The sequence below is a fragment of the Mycobacterium numidiamassiliense genome (genome assembly GCF_900157365.1).
Lineage (GTDB): Bacteria > Actinomycetota > Actinomycetes > Mycobacteriales > Mycobacteriaceae > Mycobacterium > Mycobacterium numidiamassiliense.
In genome coordinates this window covers 440,346-461,304 of record NZ_FUEZ01000003.1, presented here as the reverse complement: position 1 = coordinate 461,304, position 20,959 = coordinate 440,346, and the positions used below count along the sequence as shown (strand labels likewise).

The 20,959-nt window shown below is 66.9% G+C and carries 19 protein-coding genes; 10 read left to right on the top strand and 9 right to left on the bottom strand.

What is annotated here, in order from left to right; genetic code table 11:
- Window positions 1-26 precede the first annotated feature (26 nt).
- The 3 genes from MNAB215_RS01920 to MNAB215_RS01910 form a co-directional block, all read right to left on the bottom strand.
- Entirely contained in the window at window positions 27-731 is a 705-nt protein-coding gene (locus MNAB215_RS01920; protein WP_077077214.1) for a TetR/AcrR family transcriptional regulator, read from the bottom strand.
- Window positions 715-1,167, bottom strand: coding sequence for a hypothetical protein (locus MNAB215_RS01915; protein ID WP_077077213.1), 453 nt, complete (start codon window positions 1,165-1,167; stop codon window positions 715-717). The genes MNAB215_RS01920 and MNAB215_RS01915 overlap by 17 nt, the downstream gene beginning before the upstream one ends.
- Before the next feature lie 113 nt (window positions 1,168-1,280).
- Window positions 1,281-2,672: a flavin monoamine oxidase family protein gene (locus MNAB215_RS01910; RefSeq protein WP_077077212.1), complete on the bottom strand. Its 1,392-nt coding sequence runs from the start codon at window positions 2,670-2,672 to the stop codon at window positions 1,281-1,283.
- Between the two features lie 198 nt (window positions 2,673-2,870).
- Here MNAB215_RS01910 and MNAB215_RS01905 point away from each other — a divergent pair, with 198 nt between their 5' ends.
- Entirely contained in the window at window positions 2,871-3,833 is a 963-nt protein-coding gene (locus MNAB215_RS01905; protein WP_077077211.1) for an alpha/beta fold hydrolase, read from the top strand.
- Here MNAB215_RS01905 and MNAB215_RS01900 read toward each other — a convergent pair.
- Entirely contained in the window at window positions 3,828-5,174 is a 1,347-nt protein-coding gene (locus MNAB215_RS01900) for a flavin monoamine oxidase family protein (protein WP_077078340.1), read from the bottom strand. The genes MNAB215_RS01905 and MNAB215_RS01900 overlap by 6 nt on opposite strands.
- A gap of 154 nt (window positions 5,175-5,328) precedes the next feature.
- Between MNAB215_RS01900 and MNAB215_RS01895 the strand changes: the two genes are divergently transcribed.
- Window positions 5,329-6,576 carry an MFS transporter gene (locus MNAB215_RS01895; RefSeq protein WP_083746046.1) on the top strand — a complete coding sequence of 416 codons (1,248 nt, stop codon included), beginning with the start codon at window positions 5,329-5,331 and terminating at the stop codon, window positions 6,574-6,576.
- A complete protein-coding gene (locus MNAB215_RS01890) occupies window positions 6,569-7,948 on the top strand; it encodes an LLM class flavin-dependent oxidoreductase (protein WP_077077210.1) in 1,380 nt (459 codons plus the stop codon). Before MNAB215_RS01895 ends, MNAB215_RS01890 begins: the two co-directional genes overlap by 8 nt.
- Here the strand turns inward: MNAB215_RS01890 and MNAB215_RS01885 are convergent.
- Window positions 7,931-9,046, bottom strand: a complete 1,116-nt coding sequence (locus MNAB215_RS01885; RefSeq protein ID WP_077077209.1) for an Rv3169 family protein — start codon at window positions 9,044-9,046, stop codon at window positions 7,931-7,933. The genes MNAB215_RS01890 and MNAB215_RS01885 overlap by 18 nt on opposite strands.
- Entirely contained in the window at window positions 9,046-10,182 is a 1,137-nt protein-coding gene (locus MNAB215_RS01880; protein ID WP_077078338.1) for a phosphotransferase family protein, read from the bottom strand. The genes MNAB215_RS01885 and MNAB215_RS01880 overlap by 1 nt, the downstream gene beginning before the upstream one ends.
- A gap of 57 nt (window positions 10,183-10,239) precedes the next feature.
- On the opposite strand from MNAB215_RS01880, the gene MNAB215_RS01875 reads away from it, so the two are divergent.
- The 7 genes from MNAB215_RS01875 (at window position 10,240) to MNAB215_RS01845 (ending at window position 15,912) form a co-directional block, all read left to right on the top strand.
- Entirely contained in the window at window positions 10,240-10,842 is a 603-nt protein-coding gene (locus tag MNAB215_RS01875) for a TetR/AcrR family transcriptional regulator (RefSeq protein ID WP_077077208.1), read from the top strand.
- Entirely contained in the window at window positions 10,839-11,711 is an 873-nt protein-coding gene (locus MNAB215_RS01870) for an SDR family NAD(P)-dependent oxidoreductase (RefSeq protein WP_077077207.1), read from the top strand. The genes MNAB215_RS01875 and MNAB215_RS01870 overlap by 4 nt, the downstream gene beginning before the upstream one ends.
- 81 nt (window positions 11,712-11,792) lie before the next feature.
- Window positions 11,793-12,731, top strand: a complete 939-nt coding sequence (locus MNAB215_RS01865) for a DUF4129 domain-containing protein (protein ID WP_077077206.1) — start codon at window positions 11,793-11,795, stop codon at window positions 12,729-12,731.
- Window positions 12,728-13,210: a hypothetical protein gene (locus MNAB215_RS01860; RefSeq protein WP_077077205.1), complete on the top strand. Its 483-nt coding sequence runs from the start codon at window positions 12,728-12,730 to the stop codon at window positions 13,208-13,210. Before MNAB215_RS01865 ends, MNAB215_RS01860 begins: the two co-directional genes overlap by 4 nt.
- Window positions 13,211-13,224: 14 nt before the next feature.
- The gene (locus MNAB215_RS01855) at window positions 13,225-14,196 is read left to right on the top strand and encodes an AAA family ATPase (RefSeq protein ID WP_108637554.1); all 972 of its coding nucleotides are present in this window, start codon (window positions 13,225-13,227) and stop codon (window positions 14,194-14,196) included.
- A gap of 7 nt (window positions 14,197-14,203) precedes the next feature.
- Window positions 14,204-15,466, top strand: a complete 1,263-nt coding sequence (locus MNAB215_RS01850) for a DUF58 domain-containing protein (protein WP_077077203.1) — start codon at window positions 14,204-14,206, stop codon at window positions 15,464-15,466.
- Between the two features lie 2 nt (window positions 15,467-15,468).
- Window positions 15,469-15,912 carry a hypothetical protein gene (locus MNAB215_RS01845; RefSeq protein WP_077077202.1) on the top strand — a complete coding sequence of 148 codons (444 nt, stop codon included), beginning with the start codon at window positions 15,469-15,471 and terminating at the stop codon, window positions 15,910-15,912.
- Here MNAB215_RS01845 and nuoN read toward each other — a convergent pair.
- From nuoN to nuoL, 3 genes are read right to left on the bottom strand one after another with little or no spacing between them, the layout of a single operon-like run.
- A complete protein-coding gene (gene nuoN / locus MNAB215_RS01840) occupies window positions 15,909-17,489 on the bottom strand; it encodes an NADH-quinone oxidoreductase subunit NuoN (RefSeq protein ID WP_077077201.1) in 1,581 nt (526 codons plus the stop codon). The genes MNAB215_RS01845 and nuoN overlap by 4 nt on opposite strands.
- Window positions 17,486-19,066 (bottom strand): NADH-quinone oxidoreductase subunit M, encoded by a 1,581-nt coding sequence (locus MNAB215_RS01835; RefSeq protein ID WP_077078337.1) that lies wholly within the window; start codon window positions 19,064-19,066, stop codon window positions 17,486-17,488. Before MNAB215_RS01835 ends, nuoN begins: the two co-directional genes overlap by 4 nt.
- Window positions 19,063-20,952: an NADH-quinone oxidoreductase subunit L gene (gene nuoL, locus MNAB215_RS01830; RefSeq protein WP_077077200.1), complete on the bottom strand. Its 1,890-nt coding sequence runs from the start codon at window positions 20,950-20,952 to the stop codon at window positions 19,063-19,065. Before nuoL ends, MNAB215_RS01835 begins: the two co-directional genes overlap by 4 nt.
- Window positions 20,953-20,959: the final 7 nt, after the last annotated feature.

Below are 20,959 nucleotides of genomic sequence, written 5' to 3'. Positions count from 1 at the left end.
TCAACTATGCCCGGCGGAATCCCTCTCTAATCGTCGCGCGGTGCGGCCCCAGTCATCATCGCGACCTGTGCACGACGCAGCACGGTGACGCTTCCGTCGGGCAGTCCCAGGATGCGGTCGACGGCAATGCCGTGCAGCTTGAACCGTTTGGTCAGGACATCGACCGCCCGGGCCCTGGCCGATTCGTCGGGCGCATCGAAGATCTGCACGACGTTCGTGTTGACGCGGGCGGCCAGCCCCAAGATCATGTCGGCGACCCCAGCGGGGTCGAAGGTGTCGAAGACCCCCTCGTGTACTCCCTCGGATATCACCCGCGTGAGCAACGGCCGCGTGAGATCTTCGCTGGCCGAAACGATTCGCCCGTACAGGTGTGCGTTCTCAGGCCGCAGCAGCGAGACCATTGCCCCCAACTGCTCAGGGGTGCCTTCGCTCATCTTGACGTCGAAGCCCGCCCGCAGCAGTGCATTGAGCCGGCGCAGCGCATTGCCACGACAGCTGGCCACAGCGTCCTCGACGGCGGCGAATTGGGTGCGCGCGCTACGTTCGGCCAGGGCGCTGATCAATGCGTCTTTCGATGGAAACCAATGGTAGAAAGCGCCTTTGGAGACACCGGCATCCGCGATCAGATCGTTGAGACTGACATTTTCGTACCCGTGCTGCACGAACAGCGCCGCGGCCCGGTCCAGCGTTTCGGCCCGGCGAACGTCAGGGTGCTTAACGACCCGCGGCATCCGGTTGGTCCTGACCCGCGGGCTTGGCGATCCAGCCCACGTAGCTCAAGTACAGACCGACCACAGCCAACACCGCAAAGATGATGCGCACCAATGGAATAGCATTCTGCTCCAGGGCGCTGCCAGCGGAATCGTAGACATCGGGGATGGCCAGGATGAATATGCCGCGGATCGCGAGAAACCAGCCCAGCAGCGACACCAGGACGGCGGCCGGGCTTCGCCAATACTGATGGAAGGCAATGATGACGCTGCCCCACATCAGCAAAATGGCGCCAAGCACCCACTGCCACATCGGATCACCGCTGAACTCGTGCAGCAGAACCGGCATCTGAGACGAGGCGCGCACCGCGATGATCGACGGCACGATGGTGAAGAACGGCCCGAACGCGCGGGCGAACATCCGGGTACGAATCTGCGACGTGTCTGTCTGGCTCATGGCTACCTCCGCGAGTGTCATCGAGGCAACGGTATACCGACCAGTGGTCGGTATACAAGACCATTGGTCGGTATGGCTCACTTGGATCCGCCGCGACTTTTCCACGGCGAGGATCACTGAACGCGCGGCACTCGGTGCATCAGTTGGTCGGCGGCGTATCGGCCGCTGGCCAGGGCGCCGGTGACGGTAGACGGATTGTTGATACCGACCGCCTCGCCGGCGAGATAGAGGCGGTCGGTGACGGGTTCCTGCAGTCGGAGCCGATCGTTGGGCCCAGAGCCCGGAGCGTGGAACGAATAGGTACCACGCGCAAAGGGATCGGTGCTCCACGCCGAGGTCCGCACCTCCACCGCGGCTATGTCGGTGCCGAAGAGCTGGCGGGCGATGGGCATCGCGGCGTTGATGACGTCGTTTGGCGGCATCGATTCGACCGCGCGGCCGAAGTCACCGGCGTTGAAGGCCACCGCGATGGGTCCGGCGGCCGTCGGTGCGCTGAACCACTGGGCCCACGGGCCCGGCTTTTCGCCGATGAATTGGTAGAAGGCGCTGCCCACCTTCCACCCTTGCCGGTTGAAGCGGAAGTAGCTCTTGGACAGCACGCCGAAGCCCAGCGCAGAGATCGCGTGGGCGTGCCCTTCGGGCAGCGGCGGGTCGAAGGCGATCGTCCCCGATTTCAGCACGCCCAGGGGAACGGTGACGATCGCCGCGGGTCCTTCGAACGACTGGTTTCCGACCCGCACGACGACCGAGTTTTCCTGCTGGGCTATCGCGGTCACCGGCGATTTGAGCAGGACCTGCAGCCCGTTGGCGAGTAGCTTCGGCAGGGCGTCGTAGCCATTGGTTATGACGTCCTGGTCGCCGGTGGCGTAATCGCCCTTGTCGAATGTCTTGGCGGACAGCTGGTCTGCGGTGGCGGCGTACTCGTCCTCGATTTCCATGGCGACGTAGAAATTCAGCTGGACGCGTTCTTTGTGGGAAAGCTGTTCGCGGCCCGCCGCGGCGTCGAGCGCGGCCGCGAGAGTGCCCCCCGCGGCCTGGCCGCACGCCTGTTCGACGAACTTCTGCCAGGTGTCTTTGTCGTAATTGAGCGGCTGCAGGTTGGGGTCCACCGCGAGCTTGGCCCAACCGTCGTAGTCCGTCGGCACGAGCTGGGCCCCGGCGTTGCGCGCCAGTTCCATGATCGGATCGTTAGTCGTGCCGTGGATCCAGGAGGCGCCCATCTCGATCGGGACGCCCCAGTCGCGGGTGGTGTACACGCGGCCGCCGATGCGATCGCGGGCTTCGATGACCCGTACCGGCCAGCCCGCGTCGGTCAGGCTGCGCGCGGCCGCCAGGCCCGCGACCCCGGCGCCGACGACGAGCACCGACTTGGTGTCCGCCGGCGATGACGGGGCTGGCGGCGGTGGTGTCGCGTTCGGTTGACCCGGCCCGCAGGCAACCGTCGGCCCGCCGCCGACCACGCCGGCCGTCGCGAGGAGAAACTCCCGGCGGGACAGCGGAGACATGGCTGTCAGCGTCTCACATCGGCGCCGCGCCAACCCATCGTTTGAGCCTGCCCAGCAAACATTTTGTGTGGTTTGCCGTCGTCCCGATCGGCTCGGGGCGTGTTCAGCGGATTTACCGGGTTTTGCCTCTACTTCGGGATACGATTCCCCTGCATCCGGGGGTGCGGCAATGGGGCCGTGTTCGAAGGGGGAGCGGCGATGAGTGCTCGGCGATCGACACGCGTATTCCAAAGGCCGCCGGCGTTACCTCCGAGCCGCGCCCTGACCGTCCGCGCGGTCGACGGCACCCCGTTGCACGCGGAGGTATTCGGCCCCCCCGACGGCTATCCCATTGTGCTGACGCACGGCATCACGTGCGCGGTCCGAGCCTGGGCCTACCAGATCGCCGAGCTGGCCGGCGAATACCGGGTGATCGCGTTCGACCATCGCGGCCACGGCCGAAGCGGCGTTCCGCGGTGCCGCGGCTTCAGTCTCAAACTGCTTGCGGCTGACCTTAATTCGGTACTGGAGGCCACGCTGGCGCCGCACGAGCGGGCGGTGCTGGCCGGCCACTCGATGGGCGGCATCGCCATCGCCGCGTGGTCGGCGCGCTACCGCCACAAGGTCACCCGGCGTGCGGATGCCGTCGCGCTGATCAACACCGCCACCGGGGACCTGGTGCGTGAGGTGAAACTGCTGTCACTGCCCGCCGTCTTGGCGCCGGCGCGAGTCCTGGCTGGGCGCGGCCTGATCAGCACCTTTGGCGGCTTACCGATCCCGAATGTCGCGTGGGCGGCCAGCCGCCCGCTGGTCGCGATGCTGGCCGTCGGAAGGGGCGCCGACCCGAGCGCGGCGGCCCTCATCGCCGAGCTGTTCGCCCAGACACCCCCGGCGGGGCGGGGAGGTTGCGCGAAGATGCTGGTCGCTGCGTTGGGTTCGCGTCATCTCGACCTGGCCGGCCTGACGGTGCCCACGCTGGTCATCGGTAGCGAAGACGATCGGCTGACCCCGATCGGTCAATCCCGCAGGATCGCGCGGACGGCCCCCAACGTCGTCGGCCTTGTCGAGCTGCCCGGCGGCCACTGCTCGATGCTGGAACAGCACCGCGCGGTGAACCGTGAGCTGCGCGCGCTCGTCGAAACCGTGACCCACGACGCCCGGGTGGCGAGGATCAGCTCATAGCAAGGCACTGACCGCGGCGGCGGCCCGTTGGCCGGAGCGCACGGCGCCATCGAGAAATCCGGTCCACTCGTCGGCGGTCTCGGTGCCGGCCCAGTGAATCGGCCCGACCGGCTCGCGTAACCACGACCCGAATCGTGTCCAGGAGCCTGGTGGCACCGCCGCGGTCGGGCCGCCGGGCGCGAAAGCCTCTGTGCCCCAACGCTGATCGACATAGTCGAGAGGTTCCAGCGCCTCGTCGCCGAACAGCGCGGCGAAGCAACGCAACGCATCGCGGCGGCGCTGATCGCCGGGTAGCGAGTCGAATGCGCGGGCGTCGACGAAGCCCATCAGGATGCCCGGCCCGTCTGCGTGCGGGCTGACGTCGAACGTGATGAAGACCGGCCCCTGGTCGGACAGCGCCTGGCCCGAGAATCCGTTGGCCCGCCAGAACGGCGTCGAATAGGCCGCGTAGGCCTTGCTGAGCCGGCCCTGCGGCCAATGCCCGGCGAGCTGTTGGTATTCCACCGGCAGTGGGGGCGCGAACTCGATGGACGCACGATGTGCCGGCGGAATCGCGACGATGACGAACCCGGCGTCGGCCTGGCCCCGATCGGAGATGACCGTGACGCCCGTCGCGTGCCGGTCGATGCGACGGACCGGCGCGTTCAGCACGACCCGCGCGCCCAACTCGGCCGCCGCCGCCTTGGCGATCTGTTGGGTGCCGCCCGGAAAATGATCCTGCTGAGCACCGTTTTCGACGTCGAGCAGCCGGTCCATGCCGCCGGCGGCGTGCGTGTAGCGCGCGGCGTGCAGCATCGACACGTCGTCCAGTTCGCAGCCCCAGGTGACCCTGGCCATGATCGTCATCAGGTCGCGTGACGAGGCGCTGGCGCGCACCGAGCGCAACCAGCCACCGAGCGACAGGCTGTCGAGCTCGCGGGCGCGCCGCGCGTCGCAGGGTGACGTCACCGGGACTGCGCGCGCGATTCGGTCGAATTGCCAACGTAACCGGCCGATATCGAGCAGCCCGGTCAGCGACAGCTTGGGAATGGTGCCGGTGTAGGACCGCGTCCGGCCGCGCCAGCGGATCACGTTCTTGCCGTCGTCGTGCGTCGGAGTGGTCGCGATCCCAAGTTCGGCCGCCAGCGCCAAAACGGCGTCTTGCGTCGGCCCGACGAAGGTACCGCCCAGGTCCACGGGCAATCCGGCGACGCTGCCGGTGAACGAGCGCCCGCCGACGCGGTCGCGGCCCTCAAAGACCAGCACGTCATGTCCCTGTCGGGTCAGCTCCCGGGCGGCCACCAGACCGGCAAAGCCGGCACCGACCACGACGACGTCGACAACTCGCGGCGCATTCGGCATGTCCTCGGTCAACCCCAACATGTGTTGGCATCACGGCGATGGCAAACATACGCGCACGGCGACGCCCTGGCTATTCTGCGAACACGTGACTATTACCGAGTCGGCCTCGGGCGCCGACACGAGGCCACAGCTGCGAACCGTCGCTTTGGGCAGCATGATCGGCACCACGATTGAGTGGTACGACTTCTATCTCTATGCGACCGCGTCGGCGCTCGTGTTCAAACCACTGTTCTTTCCCCACATCTCGTCGACCGCGGGCACGCTGGCCTCGTTCGCCACCTATGCCGCCGGGTTCGGAGCCCGGCCCATCGGCGCGATTGTCTCGGGACATTTCGGGGACCGGCTGGGACGCAAGGCGGTTTTGGTGACCGCCCTACTGGTGATGGGCCTCGTCACGACCGCGATCGGAGTGCTGCCAACGTATGCCGAGGCGGGGCTGCTCGCCCCGGCGCTGCTGGCCTTTCTACGGGTGCTCCAAGGTCTTGCTGTGGGCGCCGAGTGGGGCGGTGCGGCCGTGTTGTCGGTGGAGCATGCACCGCCCGGACGCCGCGGGTTGTTCGGCAGCTTCACCCAGCTCGGCTCCCCGGCCGGCATGCTGCTGGCGACCTCGGTCTTCTTTCTGACCCGCAAGCTCACCGGCGCGACAGCCTTCCTGGCATTCGGATGGCGAATCCCTTTCCTGCTCAGCGTCGTTCTGGTCGCCATCGGATTGGTTGTCCGGCTGCGGCTCGCCGACGCCGCGGTCTTCGCAAGCTTGCGCCAACGTGACGAGCTGGCGCGGCTGCCGGTGCTGGAGGTGCTGCGCAGCCAGCCACGTAATGTGCTGATAACCACCGGATTACGGTTGTCGCAGATCGGGCTGTTCGTGTTGCTGACCACGTATTCGCTGACCTACCTTCAGGAATCATTCGGCAAGGGCGGCGGCGTGGGTTTGATCGCAGTGTTGATATCGTCGGCGCTCGGATTGGTCAGCACCCCGGCTTGGGCGCTGTTGTCCGATCGCATTGGGCGGCGGCCGCCGTATCTGTTCGGCGCGCTGGCCGGGGTGGCGGCCCTGGCGTTGTTCTTCGTAGCCGCCGGAACCGGGTCGGCGATCGCGGTCGTTGCTTCGATTGTGTTCGGCATCAACGTCGTTCACGACGCCATGTACGGCCCGCAGGCCGCGTGGTTCGCTGAACTTTTCGATACCCGGGTGCGCTACAGTGGCTCGTCGCTGGGTTACCAGATCGGCGCCGTGCTCTCCGGAGGATTCGCGCCCTTGATCGCCGCGGCACTGTTGGCCGTCGGTGGCGGAAAGCCGTGGCTGATCGTGGCGTATTTCGCTGTGCTGTCCGTGATTACGGTCGCGGCGGCCCTGGCGGCGCCGGACACCCGCGGGCAGCTTGGGGGAGCGCATGACTAGGAGGATCTTTCTCAACGCCTTCGACATGGCCTGCGTGGGACATCAGTCGGCGGGGTTGTGGCGGCATCCGGACGATCAGGGCTATCGGTATCGCGAGCTGGGGTATTGGACCGAGCTGGCCGGCATCCTCGAGGCCGGCGGTTTCGATGCGCTGTTCCTCGCCGATGTGCTCGGCGTCTACGACGTGTACGGCGCCTCGCGGGATGCGGCGGTGCTCGATGCCGCACAGTTTCCGGTCAACGATCCGACCGCGGCCATTTCGGCGATGGCTGCGGTGACCGAGACCCTCGGGTTCGGCGTCACGCTGTCGCTGACCTACGAGCAGCCCTACGCGTTGGCGCGCAGGCTTTCGACCTTGGACCACCTCACTGGTGGACGGGTGGCGTGGAACATCGTCACGTCGTATCTGGACAGTGCCGCACGCAATCTCGGCCTGGACGCCCAGATTCCGCATGACCAGCGCTACGAGATCGCCGACGAATACCTCGAAGTCTGCTACAAGCTGTGGGAGGCATCGTGGGAGCCCGGCGCGGTGGTGCGGGATCGGGAGCGGGGAGTGTTCACCGATCCCGCCAAGGTGCACGACATCGAGCACAAAGGACGCTATTTCTCGGTTCCCGGCCCGTTCCTGTGCGAACCGTCGCCGCAACGCACGCCGGTCCTGTTCCAGGCCGGCGCCTCACCGCGGGGTGTGCGGTTCGCGGCTGCCCACGCCGAGGCGGTGTTCGTGTCCGGCCCGACGCCGCAGATCGTGGCCGGCCCGGTGCGGGCGCTGCGCGCGGCCGCCGCCGAGCTGGGCCGAGATCCGCGTTCCATCAAGGTATTTACGATGGTGACCCCGATCGTTGCCGAGACGCATGACGCCGCCGTCGCCAAGCGTGATGAATACCGGCAGTTCGTCAGTACCCCGGGGGCGTTGGCGTTATTCGGCGGCTGGACCGGGGTCGACCTGGCCGAGCTAGACCCCGGCGAACCGCTGCGGTACGTCGAGACCGATGCCAACCGGTCCGCGCTGGCCTCGTTCACCACCGCGGCGCCCGAACGTGCTTGGACGGTAAGGGAATTGGCCGAGGAAATCGGTATCGGTGGCCGCGGCCCGGTGCTCACCGGATCGCCCACCGAAGTCGCCGACGAACTCGAGCACTGGGTCGACGAGGCCGACGTAGACGGCTTCAACCTGGCCTATGTCACCACCCCGGGCACGTTCGTCGACTTTGCCCGCCACGTCGTGCCCGAGCTGCGCCGACGTGGCCGGGTGCCAGAAGCCTTGCCGCGGGCCACACTTCGTGAACGACTCGGCGCCTCCGGGCCGCTACTACCGGCCGATCATCCCGGTGCCGGGTATCGAGAACGGTTACGGCGCAACGGTTAACCAGTCGGCGAACCCGGACGGGTCGTGGCGACCCAGCGCGCCGTGCTCGTAAAGCCCCCAGCCTTCGACGGGATCGCCGTCGCCGTCACGGCACACCGCGCGGCCGACGTGGTCGATCACGCCGAAGCCGGATCGGCCGATGATGCCGGGGTCGGTCATGTCGTATGTCAGGCGTTCGGCGAACTTTTCACCCTTCCAGGTGCCGTGTATCCAATCGGAGTCGCCGCCGTAGCCGCCGCCGACGTGGATGGGGACCGGGAGTTTGGACTCGACGTCGAAGTGAACCGGGGTGCCGTCGGGGGTGGTCGCGTCGATCGTCGCGCCGGTCGGGATGCGGGTGCCGGAGCGGTAGTGGATCTTGACCCGCGGCCAGCCGAGCTGCTCGACGCGGCCGTCGCGCCATATCCGTGTGCAGTCGTTGAGCGAGCGGAAACCGTTGGGCTCCTCCTGAATGATCAGCACGATCGCGAAGTCCTCGAACGCCATCGGCACGTAGAGCCACCACATGCCCTCAAAGGGCGGGTCGGCGGGCCGGCCCGCCGGCTCGGCCTCCCCGATCGGCCGGATGCCCCACGATCGGTCGCGGCTGCCGAGCCAGGTGGCGGGGTCGACCGCGATGTCCTCGCCGTCGATGGCGATGTGTCCGCTCCAGCTGCCGAGTTGCGCGAAACGCTGCGCGTCCAACGTGACCCGGTTGCCGGCCCGCAGGATGTGCCGCTGTTCCTGGACGACCGGAAACAGCCCTTCCCAGGTGAGATCGGCTGCGACGCCTTCGGTTTCGTCGAGGATCAAGCGCAGTTTGTGCAGTGGCTCGACGACCTCGATCCGGTAGCCGTTGACGTGCTGGTTGAGCCGGTCGTGATCGATCGCGTCCGAAACGTGCACCGCCGTCTGCGTGTCCCCGCGCCTGATCAGGAAGAATGCGTCCTTGACCCCCAGGTTGGGGTAGTAGCCGATCCCGCTGATCACGAAGATGCTTCCGGTGCGGTCGTGAGCGTTGTAGTAGGAACGATCGTAGAAGTTGCGGTCCGAGGAACCCGGCCAGGCGATCGGCTGCGGAATCTGATGTACCGGATACTCGTCGAGCGGTCCGAGCATTATTGATCCTCTCCGATAAGACGTTTCAACAACCCGGCGTGGTAGAACAGCGACTCCACATCGTCAGGCTTCTCGATTTCGCCGAAGTGCACCCGCCGGGCACCGGTGCGCATGAAGACACACGCCCACATGACGCCGGAGTAGACGTAGAACCAGTTCAGGTCGCCCACGTCGACACCGGTGAGCCGCTGATAGGTTGCGCGCACGTCTTCCTCGCGCATCACCTCGGGCAGGCCCGGCAGCCCGGCGAGTTTGGTGAGTTCCTCGAAAACCATGTGCGCGTGAATCATCCACGCCACGTCGAGCTCACGCGGCCCCAGTGCCACCATCTCCCAGTCCAGCACCGCGATCGGCCGGAAGTCGCGATACAACACGTTGCCCACCCGGGAGTCGCCCCACAGCAGCACCGGTTCGCGCGCGGCGATCTCGGTTGGCCAGTTGTCGTTCAGCCACTGGAATGTTCGTTCCAGCAGCGGCGATGGGCCGATGTCGGGCACCGCGAAGTCGTACCAGGACCGCACCCAGTTGAAGTGCTTGTGCAGCGCGGTGTCTCCGTCTTGGCCCTCGGTCAGGAACCCGAATGTCTTCTCCGCATTGGGAATCGAATGCAGCTTGGCCAGCACTTCGACGGTGCTGTCCTGCAGTTCGCGCTGACGTTCGACGGGCGCGTCGGCGAACCAGTTGTTGCCGAAGGTGTAGGGCATGACGTCGGGCGGTACCACGCCGTCGACGTAGTCCATGACGAAAAACGGTGTGCCCAAGACATCGCCGGTGGGTTCGAGCCAGCGCACCGGCGGGACCGGGACGTCGGTGATTTCGCCGACCTTCTTGATCACCTCGAATTGGTGGTCGAGGCGATAGGTCGGGAAGACCTGCACGTCTTCGGGGGCCGGCGCGACCCGCGTCACGAGCTTCTGCTCGACGGGTGCCCCGTCTTCTTGCCAGCGGGCGGTCAAGATGATGGTCTCCGACGACATGCCCGTCGAGTCGACGCCGCTTTCGACGGTGACTTCGGGCGTGGCGCCGTCGGGCAGCACGGTCGACAGCCATTTCGACATCACCGCGGGCAGGGTCGTGACGTCTCGGCTGGAGCGCTGCAGGTGGTCGACGTTGTCGACGGCGGGTTCAGGGGCCACGGGGGCCTCCATTCTTTGAGACTTATGCGTGGCAATTACGATACGGTAGGTAGCGTTATGAAAGCAGACCCGTCCGACCTTGACAAGGGCCCCGGTGCCGGCCGCCCCAGGGACCCGCGCATCGACTCGGCCATCCTATCGGCGACCGCGGAACTGCTTGTGGAAATCGGCTATTCCAGCCTGAGCCTGGCGGCGGTTGCCGAACGGGCCGGCACCACGAAGTCCGCGCTGTACCGGCGCTGGTCGAGCAAGGCCGAATTGGTGCACGAAGCGGCGTTTCCCACCGCGCCGAGCGCGCTGCAGGCCCCGGCCGGCGACATCGCCAATGATCTGCGGATGATGATCGCGGCCGCGCGCGATGTCTTCACGACGCCGGTGGTGCGGGCGGCGTTGCCGGGTCTGGTCGCGGATATGAACGCCGATCCCGATCTCAACGCCCGGGTGATGGCGCGCTTCACCGACCTGTTCACCGCGGTCCAGGTGCGACTGCGTGAAGCGGTCGATCGGGGTGAGGCGCATCCTGATGTGGACCCGGACCGCCTGATCGAGTTGATTGGGGGAGCGACGATGCTTCGAATGCTGCTACGGCCTACCGAAGAGCTGGATGACGCGTGGGTGGACCAGACCACCGCCATCATCGTGCACGGGGTGACGCGGTGACGCTACGACTCGCGGGCCGGGCCGCCATCGTCACCGGCGGTAGCCGCGGTCTGGGCCGGGCCATCGCGCTCGCACTCGCCGCCGAGGGCGCGGCGGTGGCCGTTGCCGGCCGGACCGAGCAGGTGTGGGATGACCGGTTGCCCGGGACCATCGGTGAGACCGTCGCCGACATCGAGGCGGCGGGCGGGCGCGCGGTCGCCGTCCGCGCCGATCTGACCGACCGCGACGACATTGCCGGGTTGGTGAGCGAGGCTCGAGAAGCGCTGGGGCCCATCACAATTCTGATCAACAACGCGGCCTTCACCGCGCCCGGGCGCCCGCCGGTACCGGGTGCGCAGGAGCGCGCAAAGCCAGCCAAGGGTCCATCGGGAGCCGCCAAACCCGGCTGGCCCGGCTTCGTCAGCATCCCGCTGCACGCCTATCGGCGACACTTCGAGATCGCGGTGTTCGCGGCCTACGAGCTGATGCAACTGGTGTGTCCGGACATGATCGAGGCGGGCGCCGGGTCCATCGTCAACATCACGTCGGTGGCGTCCCGGATACCCGGCGACGGTCCCTACCCGGACCGCGGCGGCGGCGTGCTGCCCGGCTACGGCGGATCCAAGGCGGCGCTCGAGCATCTGACGCAATGTGCGGCGTTCGATCTGGCCGGCCACCACGTCGCCGTCAATGCGCTGTCGCCGTCCAAGCCCATCATGACGCCGGGCCTGTCCTACTACGCGACCGACTTCGGCGACACCGCCTCGGAAGACGAATTCGCCCGGGCGGCAGTGCAGCTGGCGCTGGTGGATCCAAACGTGGTCACCGGCCGCACGATCGGCCACAGCGAGGTGCTCGACGGCAGCTTCCGGCCGTTCACGCCGGCCTAGCAATTCGCGCGCCCGGCGTGCAAGTATGAAACAAGCCTGTGCCGCAACAGCCAACAGGTAACCCGTTGAGTGGTGTACCAAATGCCCGACAAGCCGACGGGCCGCATTGTGGCCCTCATCGTGCTGTTGATCGTCGTCGCAACCGCCTTGCGCGGATATCTGCCGGCTCGCGACCGGGTGGCGCACGCCGAGACGGGCAGTAGCCGCGCGGCCCTGGTGTTCGTCGTTGTTGCCCTGAGTGCGACGCTGACGTTGCTCGCGGTCGCCGTCATCGCGCGATTACGAGATCCGCGCACGGCAGCACCAAAGAACACGGATCTCTCCGACATGCTCGGCACCGGCAAGGGCCGGCCCAGTTGGCGGGTGCTGTTGATTGGGCTCGGCGTGATCATCGCGTGGCTACTGATCGCGATGCTGCTGGCCCGATTCGCGCTGCCGCACAACGCCACTGGATCTCAAGGCGCGGCGGATACCGGCGCCGCCCCGCCACCGCACGGCACCGCCCCGCCGCCGCAACCGCGGCGTCCGCGAGACAACGACGACATGTACGGAATCCTGCTGGCCAGTGCGATCCCGACCATGCTGCTGATCATCGCGGCGGCGCTCATCAATTCCCGGCGGCGCTGGCGCGGCACAACATTGGCAGCCCTCACCGGCGATGATGCGGAATCCGCTGCGCCGGTAAGGCGCTCGGATTCTCTGGCCCGCGCAGCCGAACTCGGATTGGCCGAGATGACCGACTTCAATCGCGAACCGCGCGAGGCGATCATCGCCTGCTACGCGGCGATGGAACGCGAGCTGGCGAATGTTCCAGGGGCCGTACCCCAAGAGTTCGACACTCCGACCGAGGTGCTGGCCCGCGCCGTCGAAAGCCATGCGCTGCAAGCCGATAACGCCGTTCAGTTGGTGAACCTGTTCGAAGAGGCGCGGTTCAGCCCGCACGTGATGAGCGAGGGACATCGCGCGCTGGCGGTAGAAGTGCTTGGGCTTGTCCTCGCCGAGCTGCGGAGTCCGGTATGACAAGGCTGATCGCCCTGGGAGTTTTCCTCATCATCGGGGTCGAGCTGCTGGTGTTGATCGTGCACGATCGACGGTTCGTGGTGGCCGCGTCGGGTCTCGCCCTGGCGTTGGTGTTGCTCAACATCCGGCGCATCCTGGGAGACGACAGACAGGCCGAAGACGAGCTGGCCCCCGACGATGCGGGAAATTTGTTGCGTCGCTGGCTTGCCACCACCGAGACGACGATTCGGTGGTCGGAGTCCACCCGGGCGGACTGGGACCGGCATCTGCGCCCGATGCTCGCGCGTCGATACGAAATCGCGACCGGCCAAAGTCAAGCCAAGGATCCGGTGGCATTTAACGCATGCGGCCACATGCTGTTCGGGGCCGAACTATGGGAGTGGGTGAATCCCAACAACATTAGGCGTATCAGGGACGGTCAGCCCGGTCCCGGGCGTGCGGCATTCGAAGAGATCCTACGAAAGTTGGAGCAGGTATGACGAGCGGAGCGACGATGCCGGCTGCGACGACCACCGCGCATTGCGAGGCCGTGCTCGACGAAATCGAACACGTGGTCGTGGGAAAGCGCGCGGCCCTCACGCTCATCCTCACCGCGGTGCTCGCGCGCGGCCACGTCCTCATCGAGGATCTCCCCGGCTTGGGCAAGACGCTGATCGCGAGATCGTTTGCCGCCGCGCTGGGACTTCGATTCACCCGCGTCCAGTTCACCCCGGACCTGCTGCCGGCCGACCTGCTCGGCTCGACGATCTACGACATGCAATCGGGTCGTTTCGCATTCCGTAGCGGGCCCATCTTCACCAACCTGCTGCTCGCCGATGAGATCAACCGCACCCCGCCCAAGACGCAGGCGGCGCTGCTCGAGGCGATGGCCGAAGGCCAAGTCAGCATCGACGGCGAAACCCACAAGCTACCCGCGCCCTTCGTCGTTCTGGCGACCGACAATCCGATCGAGTACGAGGGCACCTACCCGCTGCCGGAGGCGCAGCTGGACCGGTTCGCGATCCGGCTGGAACTGCGCTATCTCTCCGAGAGCGACGAGACCTCGATGCTGCGCCGGCGTCTAGAGCGCGGTTCGGCAGAGCCGACCGTCAATCAAGTGGTCGACGCTCACGATCTACTGGCCATGCGCGAATCGGTCGAGCAGGTGACGGTGCACGAAGATGTGCTGCACTATGTGGTGTCGCTGGCCACCGCTACCCGGCGTCATCCCCAGGTCGCGGTCGGCGCCAGCCCGCGCGCCGAGCTCGATTTGGTTCAGCTCGCGCGTGCCCGCGCGTTGCTGCTTGGACGCGACTATGTGATCCCCGAAGACGTCAAGGCGCTCGCGATCCCCGCGGTCTCACACCGGATCACCCTGCGACCGGAGATGTGGGTGCGCAAGATTCAGGGCGCTGACGTCGTCGGAGAACTGTTGCGGCGCTTGCCGGTGCCGCGAACAAGCGGGGGACACGGGGAAACCCAATGAGCGCGCCGTGATTGACGACATCGACTTCCGCTGGCGCGCATCGAAACTGACGCGAGCCGTCGCGACCTGCGCCGGAGTTGCGCTGGCCGTCGCCGTGATCGGCGCGCGCTGGGAGCTCATCGCGTTCGTGGCGCCGCTGCTCGGGGTGCTCTGCTCGATCAGCTGGCAGCGCCCGGTGCCCACCATCCACGTGCACGCCGAGCCCGCATCGCAGCGCTGCTTCGAAGACGAGCAGGCCCGGCTGCGCGTGTGGGCAACGGAGGAGCGGGGACCCGGTTCGGCCTCGGCGGTCGAACTCACGGTTCCCGCCATCGAGGGCATGCGCCTCGAAGTCCGCGAAGCGGATTCGCGGCACGCGAAAACGGTTGCGGCATCGGCACAACGCTGGGGCCGCTACTTCATCCAGGTCCGGGTCGACGTGATTGCCCGCGGTGGTCTGCTGGCGGGCACCGCCACCGTCGACGCCGCCGAGGTCATCGTGTTTCCGCTGACACCCCCGCAAACCACGCCGATCCCGCAGACCGAGCTGCTCGATCGCCTCGGCGCGCACCTGACCCGGCATACCGGTCCGGGTGTCGAGTACGCCGACATTCGCCCGTTCGTGCCCGGTGACCAACTGCGAGCGGTCAATTGGCCGGTGAGCGCCCGTCGCGGGCAGTTGCACGTGACACAGCGGCTGACCGACCGAGCGGCGGACGTGGTGGTTCTCATCGACGCCTACCGGCAGCCGGCGGGCCCGGCGACCGAGGCCACCGCGCGCGTGGTGCGCGGCGCGGCTCAGGTGGTGCAGACCGCATTACGTCACGGTGACCGCGCCGGCATCGTCGCGCTGGGCGACAACCACCCCCGCTGGCTCGGTGCCGACATCGGTCAGCGCCAGTTCTATCGTGTGCTCGACACCGTGCTCGGTGCCGGCGACCGATTCGAAAACACAACGGGCACACTGGCGCCGCGCGCGGCCGTCCCCACCGGCGCCATTGTGATCGCCTTCTCCACATTGCTCGACACCGAGTTCGCCCTGGCGCTGATCAACTTGCGCAAACGCGGTCACGTCGTGGTGGCCGTCGACATCCTCGATCGCCTCCCATTCGAAGGGGAGAAGGATCCTCTGGTCGAACGGCTTTGGGTGCTGCAGCGCGCCGGCATGTATCGCGATATGGCCACCATCGGTGTCGACATCGTCTCCTGGGACGCCGGTCGCGGCCTCGAGCAATCCATGGATCTGGTGCCCAACCGCCGGCATCGGGTGCGGGCACGGATGAGGGGGTAGCCATGCGATCCATCGCCGGTATTCAATTGTTGGCAACAATATTCGGGCTGCTGATGGCCGGATCGGCGGCCGTCGGCACGCACGGGCAGGCGGTTGCCGCAGCCGGACTGGCCGCCACCGCGGTGGGCGCGGGGATCGTGTTGCGGCCCGCCGCAACGGCTGCCGTGCTGTTGACGGTAGCCACGATCGTGCTGGGCGCCACGCCGCATCCGCTCGCCGCCGTGTCCGGATTGTCTGCTGCGGCCTACCTGGTGTGCCGCCACGCGGTCGGGCCGCGCGCGGTGGCCGTCGCGGGAAGCTGGCCGACAATCGTTGCCGCCCTGGGATTTAGCTTCGTCGGGCTGGTCGCGACGTCGTTTCCGGTGCAGGTGCCGTGGCTGCCGCTGGTGGCGCCGCTGGGCGTGCTGGCGATCTACGTCGTGGCGACGCGCCCGTTCTTGAACTAGTGCAGCAGCTGGGCGGCGTGGTCGGCCAGGTCGAGCAGCGGTTGCGGGAAGATCCCCAGCGCCACGGTAGCGGCGGCGCACACCGCGATGGCGATCTTGCTCAAGATGCCCGGCTCGATCACCTGCGGGGTGTTCCCGGTCGGCTCGTTGAAGAACATCGACACGATCACCCGCACGTAGAAGTAGGCGGCGATCCCGCTCGCGATCACACCGATGATCACCAGGGGCACCGCACCGCCCTGGGCGGCGGCCTTGAACACCGTGAGCTTGCTGATGAAGCCACTGGTCAAGGGGATGCCGGCGAAGGCCAGCAAAAACATCGAAAGCATCACGCCGACAATGGGAGAGCGCTGCCCGAGCCCGGCCCAATGGGACACGTCGGCATCCTCGACGCCGTCACTGTTGCGGATCAGACCGACGATCGCGAACGCTCCGACCGTGCTGAAGCTGTAGGCGACGAGATAGAACAAGGTAGCGGCGAGACCCGCCGGGTTGTCGGCGATCACACCGGTGAGGATGAAACCGACGTGCGCGACCGACGAGTAGGCCAGCATCCGCTTGACATCGCTCTGGTTCACCGCGGTGATGGTGCCGACCGCCATGGTCAGGATCGAAATCGCCCACAGCACCGGGCGCCACTGATCGTGCAGCGGGGGCAGCGCGACGTAGACCACGCGGAGCAGCGCTCCGAACGCCGCGACCTTGGTGGCTGCCGCCATAAACCCGGTGATCGGTGTGGGCGCACCCTGGTACACGTCGGGAATCCAGGAGTGGAAGGGGACCGCGCCGACCTTGAACAACAGGCCGACCGAGAGCAGCGCCACACCGACCAACGCCATCGAGCTATCGCCATGGGCCGCAAGTGCATCCCGGATGCCGGGCAGCAGCAGCGTGCCGGTCGCGCCGTAGATCAGGGCGACGCCGTAGAGGAAGAACGCCGAGGAGAAGGCGCCCAGCAGGAAGTACTTCATCGCCGATTCCTGTGACTGCAGTCGCCGATGACGGGCCAGGCCGCACATCAGGTACAGCGGCAGCGACAGCACTTCCAGTGCCACGAACATCGTCAACAGGTCGTTGGATGCCGGGAACACCATCATCCCGCCGACCGACAGCAGCGCCAGCGGGAACAGCTCCGTCTGGGCCGCTCCGGCCCGCTCGGCCTCGCGCTCGGCTCCGCTGTCGGGGACCGCGGACGCCTGCGGCGTAAAGGAATCCAGCCCCGCAGCTCCCGCCGCGACGGCTATCTTGCTGTCCGTCGTGGCATGCGTGCGTTCGGCCATGAAGATGACTGCCAGCACGGCGACCAACACCACGGTGCCCTGCAGATACAGGGCCGGCCGGTCAATGGCCACGGCGCCCAACACCGCGCTGCGGCCTGAGGCGGGAAGCGAGCGGCTCACTGCGATGACCGCGACGAATGCCGCGATCAAACCACCGAGCGAGAGCGTCACCTGCGTGACGTAGCGAATTCGCCTGGGCACGAAGGCTTCGACCAGCACGCCCACGACAGCGACGGAAAAGACGATGAGCATGGGGCACAGCAGGAAGTACTCGATGCTGGGGGTGGGGAGCGTCATCGGTGGGCTCCTTCGGCTGTCCGGGGTATGCCGGCACCCGGCGGCACGGTCGGCGCGGGATCATGCTGGCCGATGGTGATCATGGTGTGGTCGACGGCGGGGTTGATGATGTCGAGCACCGGCTTGGGGTAGACCCCGAGAACGAAGAGCAGCGCGATCAACGGCGCGACGACAATCAGTTCGCGCGCCTTCAGATCGCTGATGCGATCGTTGCCTTCGGCCACCGGGCCCGTCATCACCCGCTGGTACAGCCACAGCATGTAAATCGCCGCGAGGACCAACGCGGTCGACCCGAATGCGGCGGCCAGCCAGTACCGGTTGAAAGTGCCCACCAGAACCAGGAATTCGCTGACGAAGGGCGCGAGGCCGGGCAGTGACAGGGTGGCCATGGAGGACACCAGGAACGTGCCGGCCAGGACGGGAGCCACCTTCTGGACACCGCCGAAGTCCGCGATCAACCGGCTGCCGCGCCGTGTCACCAGGAATCCCGCGATCAGGAATACCGCCGCGGTGGACAGGCCGTGGTTGAGCATGTAGAGCGTCGAGCCGCTCTGTCCCTGGCTGGTCATGACGAAGATGCCCGCGATGATGAACCCGAAGTGGGAGATCGACGTGTAGGCGATCAGGCGCATCATGTCCTTTTGGCCGATCGCGACGACCGCGCCGTAGATCACCCCGACGATGGCCAACGTCACGATGAACGGACGGAAATACGTTGACGGATCAGGAAACAGCTGCAGGCAGTAGCGCAGCATGCCGAAGGTGCCCACCTTGTCCATCACCGCGGTGATCAGGACAGCGGTCGCCGGGGTGGCCTCGACGCAGGCATCGGGCAGCCAGCGGTGCAACGGCCAGAGCGGCGCCTTGACGGCGAACGCGAACATGAAGCCCAAGAACAGCGCCTTGAACACCGCGGGGTCCACGCCGGCAAAGCGGCCCGAGGAGATGCCCGTCACGATCTCCCGGAAGTCGAAGGTGCCCGAACCGTGCTGTGCGGTCACCACATAGAGCCCGATTACCGCGGCCAGCATGATCAGGCCGCCGAACAGGTTGTACAGCAAGAACTTCACCGCGGCGCGTGACCTGTTGGCGCCCTTGCCGAAACCGCCGATGAGGAAGTACATCGGGATGAGCATTGCCTCGAAGAACACGTAGAACAGCAACACGTCGAGGGCGACCACCGAGATCAGCACCATCGACTCGATGGCCAGTGTCAGCGCGACGTAGGCGTGCACGCCCCGGGCGCCTTGGCCGCCGTCGTTCCAGCCTGCGATCAGCAGCAGCGGGATGAGGATCGCGGTCAGCAGCACCAGCACAACGGCGATGCCGTCGACGCCCAGGTTGTACCCGGCGCCGAAAGCCGGTATCCAGGGATGGTTTTCGAGGAATTGGTAGGGCGCCCCGCCGGTCTTGAAGCCGGCCGCGATGACGAGCGCCACGGCCAGTGTCGCGACGCTGACGATCACGCCGGTCCACTTGGCGACCTGACGCAGGCTGGGGGGCAGCAGGATGATCAGCACCGAACCCGCCAGCGGCACCAGCCACAGCACGCTCAGCCAGGGCACGTTCGAGGTCACCACGTCCGCACCGCCAGGATCGCCGCGACAACCAGTGCCGCGCCCGCCAGCATCGAGAGCGCATACGAGCGGGCGTAGCCGGTTTGCAACCCCCGCAGGCGGTTCGAGAGCCGGCCCACCCCCGCGGCCAGCGCGTTGACCGAGCCGTCGACTCCCGCGTCGTCGAATTCGACCAGCGCTTCGGTCAATTGCGCGCCAGGGCGCATGAAAACCTCCTCGTTGAAGGCGTCGCCGTAGAGGTCTCTGCGCCCGGCCGTCGTCAGCGCCGAGACGGCTGCGGGGGCCACCCTTGGGATTTCCGCCTTGCCGCCATACATCCGATAGGCCACCACCACGCCGACCGCGACAACGGCCAAGGCCACGCCGGAGACCGCCAACGGCGGCAGCGCGGGATGGCTTTCCTCGTGTGCGCCGACGACGGGCTCGAGCCAGTTCTTCAGGGTGCCGCCGACGGCGAACAGGCCACCGGAGAACACCGAGCCGAACGCCAGCACGATCAGCGGGCCCGTCATCAGCGCCGGCGCCTCGTGCGGATGAGTGCCCGGGGCCCAACGCTTTTCGCCGAAGAAGGTCATCAGCATCACCCGCGTCATGTAGAACGCGGTGACGCCGGCACCCAGCAGTGCGGCGCCGCCCGTCACGTAACCCTGGACGCCGCCGCTGCCCAGGGCGGCCTCGATGATGGCGTCCTTGGAGAAGTAGCCCGCGAACGGGAACACGCCGATGATGGCGAAATACCCCAACCCGAAGGTGACGAAAGTGATCGGCAGCGCCTTGCGCAGGCCGCCGTAGCGGCGCATGTCCTGTTCTTCGTGCATCGCGTGAATGATCGAGCCCGAACCGAGGAACAGTCCGGCCTTGAAGAAGCCGTGGGTGAGCAGGTGCATGATCGCGAAGGCGTAGCCGGCCGGGCCGAGCCCGGCGGCCAGCACCATGTAGCCGATCTGGCTCATCGTCGACGCCGCCAGCGCGCGTTTGATGTCGTCCTTGGCGCAGCCGATGTACGCGCCGAACAGGAGCGTGACAGTACCGACGATGACCACGGCCAGCTGGGCGTGCGGCGCCAGGTTGTACAGCGGGTTGGACCGCACGATCAGGTACACACCTGCGGTCACCATGGTGGCGGCGTGGATCAGCGCGGACACCGGGGTGGGGCCCTCCATGGCGTCACCCAACCAGGCCTGTAGCGGAACCTGGGCGGACTTGGCGCAGGCTCCCAGCAGCAGCAGTAGCCCCATCGCCGTCAGGGCGCCGTGCGAGGCGGACGGTGCGCCGGCGAACACGCCTGCATACGAAAGGGTTCCGAACGTGCTGAACATCAAGAACATGCCCAGCGCCAGGCCGGCGTCGCCGACGCGGTTCATCACGAACGCCTTCTTGGCGGCGGTGGCCGCCGACGGCTTGTGGTACCAGAACCCGATCAGCAGGTAGGACGCCAGGCCGACGCCTTCCCAGCCGACGTAGAGCAGCAGGAAGTTATCGGCGATGACGAGCAACAGCATCGAGGCCAAGAACAGGTTGAGGTAGCCGAAAAACCGGCGCCGGTCCGTGTCCTCGGCCATGTAAGCGACCGAGTAGATGTGGATCAGCGACCCGACACCGGTGATCAGCAGCACGAAGCTGATGGACAGCTGGTCGATCTGCAACCCGAAGTCGACCTGGAACGAATTGACTGGAATCCAGGTGAACAGCTTCTGGTGGATGGCACGGTCGTCGCCGGGCCGCGCGAGCAGATCGGCGAGCAGTGTCGAGCCCACCGCGAACGCCCCAAGGGCCGCGAGGGTGCCCAGCCAGTGGCCCCACGGGTCGGTCCGCCGGCCGCCGAAGAGCAGGATGGCGGCTCCTGCCAGTGGCAGTGCCACAAGCAGCCAGGTGTAATGAGTCATCGTGGCG